This is a genomic window from Sphingopyxis sp. A083 (genome assembly GCF_001468495.1).
Taxonomy (GTDB): domain Bacteria; phylum Pseudomonadota; class Alphaproteobacteria; order Sphingomonadales; family Sphingomonadaceae; genus Sphingopyxis; species Sphingopyxis terrae.
The window spans coordinates 1-14,751 of the sequence record NZ_LNSK01000017.1; the positions used below are offsets into that span (position 1 = coordinate 1).

The 14,751-nt window shown below is 66.8% G+C and carries 18 protein-coding genes; 14 read left to right on the plus strand and 4 right to left on the minus strand.

Features of this window, described 5'->3' with window-relative positions; all coding sequences use genetic code 11:
- The first annotated feature begins 147 nt into the window (after window positions 1-147).
- Window positions 148-480, plus strand: a complete 333-nt coding sequence (locus tag ATE59_RS16855) for a UrcA family protein (RefSeq protein WP_058813413.1) — start codon at window positions 148-150, stop codon at window positions 478-480.
- A gap of 24 nt (window positions 481-504) precedes the next feature.
- Here the strand turns inward: ATE59_RS16855 and ATE59_RS16860 are convergent, their stop codons facing one another.
- Window positions 505-888, minus strand: coding sequence for a winged helix-turn-helix transcriptional regulator (locus ATE59_RS16860; RefSeq protein WP_051066433.1), 384 nt, complete (start codon window positions 886-888; stop codon window positions 505-507).
- 126 nt (window positions 889-1,014) lie between these two features.
- Here ATE59_RS16860 and ATE59_RS16865 point away from each other — a divergent pair, with 126 nt between their 5' ends.
- From ATE59_RS16865 to ATE59_RS16885, 5 genes are all read left to right on the plus strand, one after another.
- Entirely contained in the window at window positions 1,015-1,758 is a 744-nt protein-coding gene (locus ATE59_RS16865) for an SDR family oxidoreductase (protein WP_058813414.1), read from the plus strand.
- Between the two features lie 169 nt (window positions 1,759-1,927).
- Window positions 1,928-2,275, plus strand: a complete 348-nt coding sequence (locus ATE59_RS16870) for a hypothetical protein (RefSeq protein ID WP_058813415.1) — start codon at window positions 1,928-1,930, stop codon at window positions 2,273-2,275.
- Window positions 2,276-2,336: 61 nt separating this feature from the next.
- A complete protein-coding gene (rlmN, locus tag ATE59_RS16875; protein WP_058813416.1) occupies window positions 2,337-3,575 on the plus strand; it encodes a 23S rRNA (adenine(2503)-C(2))-methyltransferase RlmN in 1,239 nt (412 codons plus the stop codon).
- A gap of 159 nt (window positions 3,576-3,734) precedes the next feature.
- Window positions 3,735-4,190 carry an outer membrane protein gene (locus tag ATE59_RS16880; protein WP_003047453.1) on the plus strand — a complete coding sequence of 152 codons (456 nt, stop codon included), beginning with the start codon at window positions 3,735-3,737 and terminating at the stop codon, window positions 4,188-4,190.
- 86 nt (window positions 4,191-4,276) lie between these two features.
- Window positions 4,277-4,924, plus strand: a complete 648-nt coding sequence (locus ATE59_RS16885) for an MOSC domain-containing protein (RefSeq protein WP_058813417.1) — start codon at window positions 4,277-4,279, stop codon at window positions 4,922-4,924.
- Here ATE59_RS16885 and ATE59_RS16890 read toward each other — a convergent pair.
- Window positions 4,921-5,637: an arylesterase gene (locus ATE59_RS16890; protein ID WP_058813418.1), complete on the minus strand. Its 717-nt coding sequence runs from the start codon at window positions 5,635-5,637 to the stop codon at window positions 4,921-4,923. The genes ATE59_RS16885 and ATE59_RS16890 overlap by 4 nt on opposite strands.
- A gap of 53 nt (window positions 5,638-5,690) precedes the next feature.
- Between ATE59_RS16890 and ATE59_RS16895 the strand changes: the two genes are divergently transcribed.
- Both ATE59_RS16895 and ATE59_RS16900 read left to right on the plus strand, forming a co-directional pair.
- A complete protein-coding gene (locus tag ATE59_RS16895) occupies window positions 5,691-6,356 on the plus strand; it encodes an ABC transporter ATP-binding protein (RefSeq protein ID WP_040590319.1) in 666 nt (221 codons plus the stop codon).
- A 121-nt stretch (window positions 6,357-6,477) separates the two neighbouring features.
- Window positions 6,478-8,979 (plus strand): ABC transporter permease, encoded by a 2,502-nt coding sequence (locus tag ATE59_RS16900; RefSeq protein ID WP_058813419.1) that lies wholly within the window; start codon window positions 6,478-6,480, stop codon window positions 8,977-8,979.
- A gap of 10 nt (window positions 8,980-8,989) precedes the next feature.
- On the opposite strand, the gene ATE59_RS16905 is transcribed toward ATE59_RS16900, so the two are convergent.
- Both ATE59_RS16905 and thrS read right to left on the minus strand, forming a co-directional pair.
- Entirely contained in the window at window positions 8,990-9,751 is a 762-nt protein-coding gene (locus ATE59_RS16905; protein WP_058813420.1) for a sulfite exporter TauE/SafE family protein, read from the minus strand.
- Window positions 9,748-11,754, minus strand: a complete 2,007-nt coding sequence (gene thrS / locus ATE59_RS16910; RefSeq protein ID WP_058813421.1) for a threonine--tRNA ligase — start codon at window positions 11,752-11,754, stop codon at window positions 9,748-9,750. Before thrS ends, ATE59_RS16905 begins: the two co-directional genes overlap by 4 nt.
- 149 nt (window positions 11,755-11,903) lie before the next feature.
- Here thrS and ATE59_RS16915 point away from each other — a divergent pair, with 149 nt between their 5' ends.
- The 6 genes from ATE59_RS16915 (at window position 11,904) to ATE59_RS16935 (ending at window position 14,751) form a co-directional block, all read left to right on the plus strand.
- The gene (locus ATE59_RS16915; protein ID WP_058813422.1) at window positions 11,904-12,317 is read left to right on the plus strand and encodes a MerC family mercury resistance protein; all 414 of its coding nucleotides are present in this window, start codon (window positions 11,904-11,906) and stop codon (window positions 12,315-12,317) included.
- Window positions 12,318-12,421: 104 nt separating this feature from the next.
- On the plus strand, window positions 12,422-12,601 hold the full coding sequence (locus ATE59_RS17925; protein ID WP_156001228.1) for a hypothetical protein: 180 nt from the start codon (window positions 12,422-12,424) through the stop codon (window positions 12,599-12,601).
- Between the two features lie 3 nt (window positions 12,602-12,604).
- The gene (locus ATE59_RS16920) at window positions 12,605-13,201 is read left to right on the plus strand and encodes a hypothetical protein (protein ID WP_003047474.1); all 597 of its coding nucleotides are present in this window, start codon (window positions 12,605-12,607) and stop codon (window positions 13,199-13,201) included.
- Window positions 13,198-13,389, plus strand: coding sequence for a helix-turn-helix transcriptional regulator (locus ATE59_RS16925; RefSeq protein WP_011541000.1), 192 nt, complete (start codon window positions 13,198-13,200; stop codon window positions 13,387-13,389). Before ATE59_RS16920 ends, ATE59_RS16925 begins: the two co-directional genes overlap by 4 nt.
- A gap of 4 nt (window positions 13,390-13,393) precedes the next feature.
- A complete protein-coding gene (locus ATE59_RS16930; protein ID WP_058813423.1) occupies window positions 13,394-14,302 on the plus strand; it encodes an alpha/beta fold hydrolase in 909 nt (302 codons plus the stop codon).
- Window positions 14,303-14,496: 194 nt separating this feature from the next.
- Entirely contained in the window at window positions 14,497-14,751 is a 255-nt protein-coding gene (locus ATE59_RS16935; protein WP_003047483.1) for a DUF6356 family protein, read from the plus strand.

The window sequence follows — 14,751 nt, forward strand, 5'->3', positions numbered from 1 at the left end:
GCATCCGACAAATCCCCGCGACCCATGACTGCTCCTCAAAAAGCAGTCTTGAATCAGAAGGAGGCGGGCTTGGGAATCCCTTTTGTCAACACGGCCTAGGTCTTACCGGCTTCCTCCCCTCCACAACCCGCCGGTCAACGGAGACATATGATGAAGATGATGTTGACCCTTGCCGCGCTCGCCGCGGTCGCGCCCGCCCTGCCCGCCCACGCCGAACCGGCGCCCGCGCCGCGCAGCGTCGCCGTCGTCCATTCGGACCTCGACCTCAGCACCGCACGCGGCGCCGACAAGCTGGAACGCCGCATCTGGCGCGCGGTCGTCACCGTGTGCGGCAGCGCGCCCGACTATGACCTGGAAGGCAAGAATGACGTTCGCCATTGCCGCCGCGACACGATGCGGCAGGCATCGGCCGACGCCGACCGCGTCATCGCCAGCGCCGCAACGCGCGGCGAACCGATCCGGGTGACTCTCGCCAAATAAGCGCGCAGCGCAACGCCGCCGCGGTCAGGCGCGCGCGTCGAACGCGCTGCGCGCCGCCTCGACCGCGGCGAGATGCGCTTCGGCCCAATGCCACACGCCGCAAAAGGCTTCGCCCAGGCTGTGGCCGAGATCGGTCAGCGCATATTCGACCTTCGGCGGCACCACCGGATAGACCGTGCGGCGAACGAGCCCGTCGCGCTCCATGGCGCGCAGCGTCTGGGTCAGCATCTTCTGGCTGATCCCCGGTACAAGCTGCGCCAGCCGGGTGAAGCGGCAGGTGCCATGCTCTTCCAATTCCTCGAGCACGAGCAGCGTCCATTTGTCGGCGACTCGACCGATCAGGTCGTTGACCAGCATCTCGACGCGCGGATCGGGCGCGGGATCGGCGGCGGCCGAATAATTTTGCATCGCGGGCACGGCAGAAATCCCAATTCTCTCCATCGCGTAAGTATAGCACTTTCAGGTGCCTACTTTCCATTGGAGAGTATTGGCATAAATTGGCCGCCTCCCCAACCCCGAAACGAAGGACAATCGATGAAAACGACAGGCAACACCATCCTGGTCACCGGCGGCGGATCGGGCATCGGTCTGGCGCTCGCGCAGCGTTGGCACGATGCCGGCAACGTGGTGATCGTGACCGGACGCAACAGCGCGAAGCTGGATGCGGCGATCGCGGGCCGGGCCAATATGCACGCGCTGCCGCTCGACGTGACCGACGCCGACGCGATCGCCGCCTTTGCCGCCGATATCGTGCAGCGCTTCCCCGATCTCAACGTCCTGATGAACAACGCCGGGGTGATGATGTACGAGGCGCTGGACGGCGAGCGCGACCTGAGCGACGCCGAAGCGACGGTCGTCACCAACCTGCTCGGCCCGATCCGGCTGACCGATGCGCTGATCGACCATCTCGTCGCGCGTAGCGACGGCGCGATCGTCAACGTGACGTCCGGGCTGGCCTTTGTGCCGCTGCCCAAGGCGCCGACCTATTCGGCGACCAAGGCGGCGCTGCACAGCTATACGCAGGCGCTGCGCGTCCAGCTTGCCGGCCAGGTCGAGGTGATCGAGCTGGCGCCGCCCGCGGTGCGGACCGAACTGACTCCCGGCCAGTCGACGCGCGACGCCTATATGCCGCTGGACGCCTTTGCCGACGAGGTCATGGCCCTGTTCGCCGAAACGCCGACCCCGGCGGAGATTCTGGTGCGCAATGTCCTGCCGCTGCGGCACGCCGAAGCCGAAGGCGCGGTGGCAGAGCGGCTGGCGTTCCTCGCCACCCTCTGATCGCCGCCTTCCGATCACCGGCAGCGCGCTCATCCCGAAATGATGCGCCGGACGCCACATCGGCTCTTGCCGAGGCGGCGTCCGGCGCGCATGATCGACCGACCCGAAAGGACGACGCCCGACAGAGGCGCGCCCGACGGCGAGGTTAGTGGGATGAGGAGATGGGCCAATGAATGCCATTGGCAGATGCGATGCCGCCGCACGCGAGCGGCACCGGGCGCTGGATTTCATCGGGCTGCGCGCCCATGCGACGACCGTCGGGTTGATCCAGCTTTGCGAGGAATTGCTGAACAGCGGCGTGCTGAGCCCCGAGGGGCTGGAGCGCATCAAGGGCGCGATCCGCACCGAACTGACGGTCAGCAGCAACGCGCGCATTTCGAACCATGCCGCGTTCGACGACACGCTGCGCCGCCGGATCGACGCGATCTTTCCCGCCGCCCCCGGCGAACCGCCGCTGGAGCATGTCGGGACGCTCGAAGATTTCGAAGATGCGATGGACCCCTATCACGGTGCGTGAAGGGCCGCGCTGACGCGCGCAATTGCGCAAAGCGCGGATCGCGACTATAGGGCCGCGCATCATGCAGATCCCCGGCCACATCGATCCCGTTACGACGGGCACCGTTCCCCTGCGCCGCGGCAACCGCGTCGACCTTGTCGGACTGACGCGCGAGGGCATCCGTGCCGCGCTCGAGGAGGCGGGGCTCGACGCCAAGGCGGCGAAGCTGCGCTCCAAGCAGATCTGGCACTGGATCTATCATCGCGGCGTCACCGAATTCGACGCGATGACCGACATCGCCAAGGCGATGCGCCCCTGGCTCACCGAACGCTTCATCGTCGGCCGCCCGACCGTCGTCACCGCGCAGGTTTCAACCGACGGCACGCGCAAATGGCTGCTCGCGGCGGCGGACGGCCAGGAATATGAAATGGTGTTCATTCCCGACGCCGATCGGGGAACGCTGTGCGTGTCCAGCCAGGTCGGCTGCACCCTGAACTGCCGTTTCTGTCACACCGGCACGATGCGGCTCGTCCGCAACCTATCTGCCGGCGAGATCGTCGGCCAGGTTCTGCTCGCGCGCGATGCGCTGGGCGAATGGCCGAAGGGCACGATGGCATCAACCGCCGACATCGACGACGAGGATGACGACGCGGGCCATTATACCGCGGACGGCCGTATGCTGACCAATATCGTGATGATGGGGATGGGCGAGCCGCTCTATAATTTTGACGAGGTCAAGGGCGCGCTGAAGATCGTGATGGACGGCGACGGCTTGGCGCTGTCGAAGCGGCGCATCACCCTGTCGACGAGCGGCGTGGTGCCGATGATGGCGCGCGCGGGCGAGGAAATCGGGGTCAACCTCGCCGTCTCGCTCCACGCGGTGAACAAGGAAATCCGCGACGAGATCGTGCCGCTCAACCGCAAATACGGCATCGAGGAACTGCTCGCCGCCTGCGCCGCCTACCCCGGCGCGAACAATGCGCGGCGCATCACCTTCGAATATGTGATGCTGAAGGACAAGAATGACAGCGACGCCGACGCGCGCGAGCTGGTGCGGCTGATCAAGCAGTACAAGCTGCCGGCGAAGGTCAACCTGATCCCCTTCAACCCCTGGCCCGGCGCGATTTACGAATGTTCGTCGCCCGAACGGGTGCGCGCGTTCAGCAACATCATCTTCGAAAGCGGAATTTCGGCGCCGATTCGCACCCCGCGCGGGCGCGACATCATGGCGGCGTGCGGCCAGCTCAAGAGCGCGGCGACCAAACCCTCGCGCGCCGAACTTGACCGCATCGCCGAAGAGAAGCAGGCGGCGCTGGGCTGAGGCCGGCTTGCATAGCTATGCTGTGTTGCAAAAACAACACAGGTAATAAAATTGTCATTTTCTGAACGATGCGTTCATTGAAACGACAGGTGCGAACGCCATCTTTGCACATGGGACGCGACCCAAAGGGCGCCCCCTGTCAAAGAAAAGGAAAAGACAATGAAGAAGTTCGCAGTTGCTGCCGCTCTCCTCTCGGCTGTCGTTGCCACGCCTGCCCTCGCCCAGAACGGCGAAGGTCATGTCGAAGTGCGCGGCGGTTACATCACCGGCAGCGGCCTGGACGACGCCACCCTGGGCGTTGCGGGCGGCTATGATTACAACCTGGGCGACAAGGCTTTTGCCGGCGTCGAAATCGCGGGCGACAAGGTGCTGATCGACGGCGCCAAGGTCCAGTTCTCGTCGGGTGCGCGCCTGGGCGCCAACCTCGGCACGAACGGCAAGCTCTACGCGACCGGCGGCTACACCTTCGGCCAGATCGACGATCCCTATGTCGGCGCCGGTTATCAGCACAAGCTGACCCAGAACGTCTATGGCAAGGTCGAATATCGCCACCAGTTCATCAACAACTTCGACGACACCGACGCGTTCGCGGTCGGCGTCGGCTTCGCTTTCTGATCCTTCGGTCAGCGAGACGAACGGAAAGGGGCGGCCCCGCGGGGTCGCCCCTTTTCTTTTGCGCGGGAAGCCGCCACAGCAGGGCGATGCGCTACACGATCGACGCCCTGTTGACCGGCAAGGCCCGCCGCTTCGGCGCGAAGGGCGAGCCGAGCGCGATCGACAAGCGCGCGGTCGAAGGCCGGCGCGCGGTCGGCGCGCTGGGCATCGCGGGCGACGAGCAGGCCGACCTTTCGGTCCACGGCGGCCCCGACAAGGCGATCCACCATTATCCGCGCGATCATTATGACTGGTGGGCCGAGACGATCGGCGACCATGCGCTGTTGCAGGACGCCGGCGCGTTCGGCGAGAATATCTCGACATCGGGCCTGACCGAGAGCGCGGCGTGCATCGGCGACCGCTATCGCCTCGGCAGCGCGCTGGTCGAGATCAGCCAGGGCCGCCAGCCGTGCTGGAAGCTCGGCCACCGGTTCGGCATCGCGACGCTGCCCGCCACCGTCGTCACCTCTCGCCGCGGCGGCTGGTATTACCGTGTCATCGAGGATGGCGCGGTCGGCGCAGGCGACGCGTTGGAGCTGATCGACCGTCCGCTGCCCGACTGGAGCGTCGAGCACGTCTTTCACCTGCTGATCGGCGGGGCGGGCAAGCGCGAACCGGCGGCGCTGCGCGCGCTCGCCGCGATGGACCTGCTCGCCACCAACTGGCGCGCCCGCGCCGAAAAGCTGTTGGGTTAGCGTGGCGCCGGCAGCGCCTGTTCGACGAGCGGCGCCAGCGACGCGGCGACGATTTTCACGCCCTTGGCATTGGGATGCATATTGTCGCCGAGCATCAGCGATTTGTCGGTGACGACATTGTCGAGGATGAAGGGATAGAGGCTCGCGCCATATTTGTCGGCAAGTTCGGGAAATATCGGGTTGAACTTGCTCGCATAATCGCTGCCGAGATTGGGCGCCGCCATCATCCCGGTCATCAGGACGGGTATGCCGCGCCGCTTGAGCTCGGCAAGCATCGCGTCGAGATTGGCGCGCGTCTGGTCGGGGCCGATGCCGCGCAGCATGTCGTTGCCGCCGAGGCCGAGCAGCACGAGCGCGGGTTTCGCCTTCGCATTGTCGAGAACATAGGACAGCCGCTGCCGCCCCGCCGCGGTGGTATCGCCCGATACCCCGGCGTTCTGGACGCGCACCATGCGGCCGTCCGCCGCAAGCGCCGCCTGAAGCTGCGGCGCGAGGCCCTCCTTGGGGCCAAGCTGGTAGCCGGCGTAGAGGCTGTCGCCGAACGCGATGACGAGCGGCGCGTCGGCGGGCACCACCGGCGCCGCTTCGACCCGATCATTCTTGCCCGCTACGGCCGCCGCGGGCGCCTCTGCAGAGCCGCACCCGGCAAGCGGTTGGCAAAGCGCGATTGCAAAACCATATAGAGCGAAAGAGCGCCATCCGGCCGTTCTCATTTCCAAAGGGTCCTTTCTTGACCGACAGCCCCCGACCGCCCGTCGCGCCGACGATGGCGATTGCCGCCCATAATGTGACGCTGACGCTGGGGAGCGACAAGGCCCCCGTCGAAATTTTGCGCGGCGTCGACCTGGAAGTCGCCGCCGGCACCTCGGTCGCGCTGCTCGGCCCGTCGGGATCGGGCAAGAGTTCGCTGATGGCGGTGCTCGCCGGACTGGAACGCGCGCGCGGCGGAACGGTCATGGTCGCGGGGCTCGATTTTGCAACGATGGACGAGGATGCTCTGGCACGCGCGCGGCGCGGACGGATCGGTATCGTCCTGCAAGCCTTTCACCTGTTGCCGACGATGACCGCGCTCGAAAATGTCGCCGTGCCGCTGGAACTGGCGGGGATCGACGACCCGTTCGGGCGCGCCGCGCGCGAGCTGGAGGCGGTCGGGCTCGGCCACCGCCTGACCCATTATCCCGCGCAGCTTTCGGGAGGCGAGCAACAGCGCGTCGCGATCGCCCGCGCGATGGCGAGCGAGCCGCAGATCATCTTCGCCGACGAACCCACCGGCAACCTCGACACCGCGACCGGTCATGCGATCATCGAACTGATCTTCGCGCGGCGCGCGGCGCTCGGCGCGACGCTGCTGATCATCACCCACGATCCCGAACTGGCAGACCATTGCGACCGCGTCGTCGTGATGCACGACGGGCGGATCGAGGAACGATGATGGAACCGCAGTTCAATCCCGTTCGTGTCGAGCGAAGTCGAGACACCGCGAAGGAACGCGCAACATCGATGGGTGTCTCGACTTCGCTCGACACGAACGGAAATGGGGAGCACCGGATCTGATGCTTCCCATCAGCACCCTGTGGCGTATCGCGCGGCGCGATCTGGCGGCGCGGATTCGCGGGCTGCGCCTGCTGGCGGTGTGCCTGTTCCTCGGCGTCGCGACGCTCGCGGCCATCGGTAGCCTGACGAGCGGCATCACCGCCGAACTGGCGTCGCGGGGGCAGACGATCCTGGGCGGCGACCTGCAATTCGGCCTGCCGCAGCGGCAGGCGAGCGAGGCCGAGTTCGCCGGGCTGCGCGGTGCGGGCGCGACGTCGGCGACGGTGCGGATGCGTGCGATGGCGAATGCGCCGGACGGCAGCGCGCTGCTCTCCGAGCTCAAGGCGGTCGATGCCGCCTATCCGCTTTACGGCACGATGCGGCTCGAAAGCGGCGCGCGCCGCGGCCCGCCGCCGCCGGGGGCGATCTGGATCGGCAAGGATCTCGCGTCACGGCTTGACCTGGCGGTCGGCGGCGCGGTGAAGTTCGGCGACAAATCCTTCCGTATAGACGGCATCATCGCCGACGAGCCCGACCGGCTGGGCGAAGGCTTTACGCTGGGCCCGGTGGCAATCATCGGCCTCGGCGATCTTGCCGCAACGCAGTTGATCCAGCCCGGCAGCCTCTATGAAAGCAAATATCGCGTCCGCCTGCCCGCCGGTGCCGATCCGGTGGCCGTGGGCAAGCGGCTGAGCGCGGCCTTCCCCGACGCAGGCTGGGAGGTGACCGACCGTAGCAACGGCGCGCCGGGCACGCGGCGCTTTATCGAACGCATGGGGCAGTTCCTGTCACTCGTCGGCCTCGCCGCGCTGGTGATCGCCGGGATCGGGGTCGGCAACGGGGTCGCCAGCTATCTTGCGGGCAAGCGCCCGGGGCTTGCGACATTGAAGGTGCTCGGGGCCGACAGCGCGGCGGTGCTGCGTATCTATGGCTTGCAGATATTGGCGGTTGCAGCTGCCGCGATTGCCGCCGGGTTGATTGCGGGCGCCTTGGCCCCCGCGGCGATCGGCGCGATCGCGGGCGACGTCCTGCCGGTCAAGCCGGGGCTGGCCGTCTATCCGCTCCCGCTCGCGGTCAGCGCCGCCTACGGCCTGCTCATCGCGATTGCCTTTGCGTTGCCACCGCTCGCCGCGACGCGCCATATTCCGGCCGCGGGCCTCTACCGCGCGACGGTCGACGGCGCGGGCCGGATCGAAAAGCGCGTGCTGGCCGCCGTTGCTCTCGCCTTCGCCGCCATCGTCGGCCTCGCGGTCGGGACGGCGCGCGAACCGCTGTTTGCGCTGGGCTTCATCGGGGCGGCGGTGCTGCTGCTCCTGATCCTTGTCGCGCTCGGCTGGCTGGTGCGCCGCATCGCGAGCCGGGTGCCGCGCCCGAAGCGGCCGCTGCTGCGCCTTGCGCTCGCCAATCTGCATCGTCCCGGCGCCGCAACCGGCGCGCTCGTCGTCGCGCTCGGGCTCGGGCTGACGCTGTTCGTTACCCTCGCCGCGATCCAGACAAGCATCACCGCCGAAATCGCGCGCACCGTACCCGAACGCGCGCCGAGCTTTTTCGTGCTCGACATTCCGCGCGACCGGGCGACGGCGTTCCGCGCGCTGGTGACGGGCACCGACGGCAAGGCGGCGATCAACATGATCCCCGCGCTGCGCGGCAGCGTCACCGAATTTGCCGGCAAGCGCGTCGACGAGCTCGCCGAACTGCCCGAAGGCGCGTGGGTGCTGCGCGGCGACCGCGGCCTTACCTACAGCCCCGTTCTGCCCAAGGGCAGCAGCCTGACCCAGGGCCAGTGGTGGGCGCCCGATTACAAGGGCCCGCCGTTGGTCAGCGTCGAGGCCGATGTCGCCAAATCGCTGGCACTGAAGATCGGCGACACGCTGTCGGTCAATGTGCTGGGGGTCGAGGTGCAGGCGCGCGTCGCCTCTTTCCGCTCCGTCGAATGGGACAATTTCGGGCTCAACTATGCGCTCGTCTTTTCGCCCGGCACCTTCGACGCGGCGCCGCATAACATGGTGGCGACCGTCGCCGTCGGCCCGCAGGCCGAAACCGCGCTGGCGCGCAGCATTCCCCGCGCCTTCCCCTCGGCCTCGCTGATTCAGGTGCGCGACGTGGTGAGCCAGGTGACGAGCCTGCTGACGCAGATGAGCCAGGCGATTGCCGCGGCGGCGAGCATTGCGATCCTGGCCGGCATTGCCGTGCTGATCGGCGCGATTGCCGCAAGCCGCGAGCGACGCGTCTATGACAGCGTGATCCTGAAACTGCTCGGCGCGACGCGCGGCCAGATTCTGGGGGCGCAGGGGCTGGAATATGCGCTGCTCGCCGCGATCCTCGCGCTGCTCGCGCTCGGCCTCGGGCTGGTCGCGGCGCATTATGTGGTGGTCGAGCTGTTTGACTTCCGCTTCGCCCCCGATCCGCTGGTGGTCGGCGCGACGCTGGTCGGCGGTGCGGGCCTCGCCTTCCTGATCGGCATCGCCGGAAGCTGGCCCTTGCTGTCGGCGAAGCCCGCGCAGGCGCTGCGCAGCCTCTAGGGTCCTGACCCTAGTTCAAGATCCGCACCACCGCCGAAATCGCCGAGAGGCCGAGGACGACCGCGACCATCGCCTGCCACAGATGCGCCGGAACGCGGCCGAAGTGGCGGCCGCCGAGATGATTGCCGAGCCACATCGGCACGAACAGCAGCAGCGCGAGGATGAGCAGGCGGTGCGTCGCGAGCCCGGTCCACAGCGCCGCGAGCGTCCCTGCGATGGCAGTGGCGAAGAAGATCAGCATCATCGACGCGCGCGCGGTCCGCGGCTCGAGCCGGCGGCGCAGGTAGAAAGGCACCACCGGCGGCCCCGGCATCGCGGCGAAGCCGGTGAGCAAGCCCGACGCAATCCCCGTCCCGCCGATGGCGACGCGGCCGGGCCGATGTCCCTCGGGCTGTTTGGGCATCAGGATCGCCAGGAAGGCGCCGACCGCGACGAGCGTGATCATCAGGCGCGCGACATCGGGGGTGATCGCTTTCAGCGCGAGCATGCCGAGCGGCGTCGTCGCCATCGCGATCAGCCCGATCGGCACCGCCGTATGGCGGTCGGCATCGGCCAGGATGACGCGCAGCCCGACCGGACCGATCAGCAATTGCAGGATGATCGCCACGACGACCGCCTGCCCCGGCGGCACGATCATCCCGAGCAGCGGCACGAGGATGATCGCCATGCCGAAGCCGGTCAGCCCGCGCACATAGGCCGCGCCGAACGTCATCGCCGCAGCGCCCGCAAAGGTGAGCGGCGCCAGGCCGACGAGAGCCTTGATGCCGGTCAAGCGGGGCGCAGGTCCGGCGGGGTCGCTTCGCCCTTCAGCATCGCGATCGCTTCGGCGAGCGGCAGGATGCGCTGGCCATCCTGGCCGAGGGTGCGGATCGCGACGGTGCCTTCGTCGGCCTCGCGCTTGCCGACGACAAGCAGATAGGGAACCTTCTGAAGGCTGTGTTCGCGCACCTTGTAGTTGATCTTTTCGTTGCGCAGGTCGGTTTCGACGCGGATGCCCGCCGCCTCGAGCTGCGCCGCGGCGTCCTTCGCATAATCGTCGGCATCGGACACGATCGTCGCGACGACCGCCTGCACCGGCGCGAGCCAGGTCGGGAAGCGGCCCGCGAAATGCTCGATCAATATGCCGATGAAGCGTTCATAGGTGCCGAGGATCGCGCGGTGGAGCATCACCGGGCGGTGGCGCTCGCCATCTTCGCCCACGTAGAATGCATCGAGGCGTTCGGGCATGACGCGGTCGGATTGGATCGTGCCGCACTGCCACGTCCGGCCGATCGCGTCGGTCAGGTGGAATTCGAGCTTGGGAGCATAGAAGGCGCCCTCGCCCGGCAATTCTTCCCAGCCATAATCGTCGTTCGCCATGCCCGCGCGCGCGACCGCCTCACGCAGTTCCTGCTCGGCCTTGTCCCACATCGCGTCGGTGCCGAAGCGCATCTCGGGCCGCAGCGCGAGCTTCACGGCATATTTCTCGAAGCCGAGCTGCTTGTAGACGCGGTCGAGCAGTTCGCAGAAGGCGCGCACTTCCTCGACGATCTGATCCTCGCGGCAGAAAATATGGCCATCGTCCTGCGTGAATTGGCGCACGCGCATGATGCCATGCAGCGCACCATGCGGTTCGTTGCGGTGGCAGCAGCCCATTTCGGCCATGCGCAGCGGCAGGTCGCGGTACGACTTGATCCCCTGGCGGAAGATCAGCACGTGCGCGGGGCAGTTCATCGGCTTGAGCGCCATCCACTCGGCATCGTCGGAGACGAGCGGGCCGTCGTCCTCGATATTCGGCACCTCGTCGGGGATGACGAACATATTCTCGCGATACTTGCCCCAGTGGCCCGACTGTTCCCACTGGCGCGCGTCCATCACCTGCGGCGTCTTGACCTCCTGGTAGCCCGAGCCGTCGATCGCCCGGCGCATATAGGCCTCAAGCTCGCGGTAGATGCGATAGCCCTTGGGGTGCCAGAAGACGCTGCCGTGCGCTTCTTCCTGGAGGTGGAAGAGGTCCATCTCGCGGCCGATCTTGCGGTGGTCGCGTTTCGCGGCTTCCTCCAGCCGGACGAGATGCTCGGCGAGCTGCTTCTTGTTGAGCCAGCCGGTGCCGTAGATGCGCGAAAGCTGGGCATTTTTCTGGTCGCCGCGCCAATAGGCGCCCGAGACGCGCGTCAGCTTGAAGGCGGCGGGGTCGAGCTTGCCCGTCGAAGCCAAATGGGGCCCGCGGCACATGTCCATCCAGCCCTCACCGCTGCGATAGACCGTCAGTTCCTCACCCTCGGGCAGTTCGGCGGCCCATTCGGCCTTGAACGTCTCACCCTCGGCCTGCCATTTGGCGATCAGCTTGTCGCGTTCCCACACCTCGCGCGTCAGCGGAAGGTCGGCGGCGATGATACGGCGCATCTCCTCCTCGATCAGCGGCAGTTCGTCGTCGCGAAACGGGCCGCGGTCGGCGGTCGGCGCGAAATCATAATAGAAACCGTCGTTCGTCGAGGGACCGAAGGTGATCTGCGTGCCGGGAAACAGAGTCTGCACTGCCTCCGCCAGCACATGCGCATAGTCGTGGCGCACGAGTTCGAGCGCATCGGCCTCGTCGCGGCTCGTGACCAGCGCAAGGTTGGTGTCTTCCTCCAGCGGCCGCATGATGTCGCGCAGTTCGCCGTCGATCTTTGCGGCAAGTGCCGCCTTGGCGAGGCCGGGGCCGATCTCTGCCGCGATCTGCGCCGGAGTAGTGCCGCGTGCGACTTCTCGGGCAGAGCCGTCGGGAAGGGTGACGCGGATCATCTCGGACATTGGAAATCGGGCCTTTCTGGCGGAATAAACTGCGCCCCTTTGCCAGCGCGCGAAAGCAGCGGCAAGGGCCGTTTTCACCGCGAGGGCTTGCAATGATACAATGTATCATTATGTCACGCCCGCTGCCCCCTCTGTCGAAAGCCCGAACCATGTGCCTCCCCGCCCGCCCCTCGCTGCGCTCGCGCGCCGCCGACCTTATCGGAGTCGGGCTGTCGCTCGCCTGCCTCGTGCATTGCCTCGCACTGCCGCTGCTCCTGCTCGCGGCGCCCGCGCTGAGCGCCTGGCTCTCGCTGCCCGAGAGCTTTCATGCGGTGATCCTGCTGCTTGCCGCGCCCGCGGCGGCGCTGGCGCTGGCCGACGGCCAGCGGCACCACGGCCATCGCTATCCCGTCGCCGCGGCGCTGGTCGGCCTTGCCCTCCTCGCCGCCGGACTCGCCGCGCACGAAGGCTGGGTCCGCGGTCTCGCCCCCGAAACCGGCGACCGCCTGTTCACCACCCTCGGCGCGATCGCCCTCGCCAGCGCACACATCGTCAACTGGCGATTGCGGCACGCGAAAGGCTGACGCCTCCAGCGCGATTGGCTCGCTTGTCATTGTGTCAATGTCGCTTGACAAGAACGAATCCCTGTGTCAATGTTCCTTTACTGTTTAACAAGGGAGCTTGACCGATGCCGCCGATTTTCCGTGCTCTTTGCTGGGCCCTCGCCATCATGTGCGTCGCCGTTGCGCAGATCCTCGACATCATTCCCGAGAATATCGCGACGATGCTGATCATCGTGCTGCCCGCGATCATGATCGCAACGACGCCGCGCGACGGCCGCGCCTGCGCCAAGCGGACGGCGGCCTGAACCATGGCAAGCGCAACCGAAACCTCCGCCCGGCGTGCCGCAGGATTTTGGGCGATCGCCTTTCTGATCGGCATGTTCGGCACCGCATGGCTGCTGAAAACGAGCAAGGTCATCGCGGCACCCTGGGGTCTTGCGATCATGATTCTCCCGATGCTGCTGCTGATCCCGATGGTGCGCGCGACCGAGCGCATGCAGCGCGAAACTGGCTGCGCATCGGTCGTTGCCACGCGCTACAATCGCCGGATGCTGGTCGCTTCCTTCGCGTATGTGATCGGACTGGGCGGCGCGCTGCTCCTGTTTCGACAGCAGGAGGCAGCCAAGCCGTTCGCCGCGCTGCTCGCGCTGCTGCCGACTCTCCCCGTGTTCGGAATGATCTGGGCGATGGCACGCTATGTTATCGAGGAGAGCGATGAGTATTTGCGCGCGCGGACGGTGAACGCGGCGCTGATCGCCACTGGCCTGCTGCTTGCGGTGGCGACTTTCTGGGGTTTCCTGACGACCTTTGGCGTTGCACCGGCGGTGCCGATGTGGACCGCCGTCCCGGTGTGGTGTCTGGGCCTGGGGCTGGGACATGTCATCGGCAAGGTTCGCGGCCTGTGAAGAACCGCCTGAAGGTTCTGCGCGCCGAGCGTGACTGGAGCCAGCAGGACCTCGCCGACCGGCTCGAGGTGTCGCGCCAGTCGGTCAACGCCATCGAAACCGGCAAATATGATCCGTCGCTGCCCCTCGCCTTTCGCATCGCCGACCTGTTCGGCCTGCCGATCGAAGCCATATTCCTGAAAGACTGAACCCATGAAACGACTTTCCATCGCCGCGCTGTTCATCTTGCTGATCGCCACCATCGCACCGCGCGCCGATGCCGCGGAAGGCGCCGCCGGATGCGGCACCGGCCTGCTCGAAGGCAAGCGGATCACGGTCGAGGTCGAAGGCGACGGCCCCGACGTCGTGCTGATCCCCGGCCTGTCCTCGCCGCGCGCGGTCTGGGCGCCCACTGCCGAACGGCTGAAAGCGACGCATCGCCTGCACCTTGTCGAGGTGCGCGGATTCGGCGGCGATGCGCCGGGCCCGAATGCCGAGGGCCCGATACTCGAGCCGATGATGCGCGAGATTGCCGACTATATCGACGATTGCATCGTCGATCAGGGCCGCCCCGCTCCGGCGGTCATCGGCCATTCGCTCGGCGGCCTGACCGCGATGATGATCGCTGCCCGTTCCCCCAAGGAAGTCGGCCGGCTGATGGTCGTCGACAGCCTGCCCTTTTTCGGGATGCTGTTCGGTCCGACCGCGACCGTCGCCGGCGTCGAGCCGCAGGCCGCCGCGATGCAGACGATGCTCGCCGCACGGGATAGCGCCGAAGCCGACGAGCGGACGCTGCAGATGATGTCGGCGACCGATGCCGGCCGTGCGCAGGTCAAGGCGTGGACGCGGGCGGCGAACGCGAAGGTGGCGGCGCAGTTGATGTATGATGACATGACCACCGATCTTCGCCCCGAGCTGGGCGCGATCGCTGCGCCGTTCACGATGCTCTATCCGCTCGATGCCAGCGTGATGCCCGAAGCGATGGTCGATGGACTCTACAAGGGCGCCTTTACAACGGCCAAGACCGTGACGCTGAAGCGTATCGACGACAGCCGCCATTTCATCATGCTCGATCAGCCCGAGGTCTTTGCCGACGCGGTCGACGAATTCCTGGCGAACTAAGGCGATGCACCCCTGTGCTGCCGGCGTGGTGAGGCGGCAGCGGACTTCGGCTACCGGGTAGGCGCTCAGGACAAGGTCGGCATATATCTGGCGGGAGCAAGTAAGTGTTCCCCCGCGGGTAGGATCCGGATACCGCCCTTGCCTGCGCCCCGGCCGCTCGCTAGGGCAGCGGCAACCCGAAAGGAGCCGCCAAAATGTTCAAGCGCCTGTTTGTCGATCATCCGAAAAGCGTCGACGAGAATTACGTCGAGCATTTCGGGGTCGCCTCGCGCTTCGGCTTCACGATGATCTGGGGCGGTCTGTGCGCGCTGGTCCACGCGGTCGTTCCCGGCTGGTGCATCACCACCGGCAGCGACACCATCCAGCGGCTGAACAAGATCATGGTCGAACAGCGCCGCGCCAAGGGCCAGGCCGTGGCGCAGATGAACACGGTCGATTGGGTGATCTGA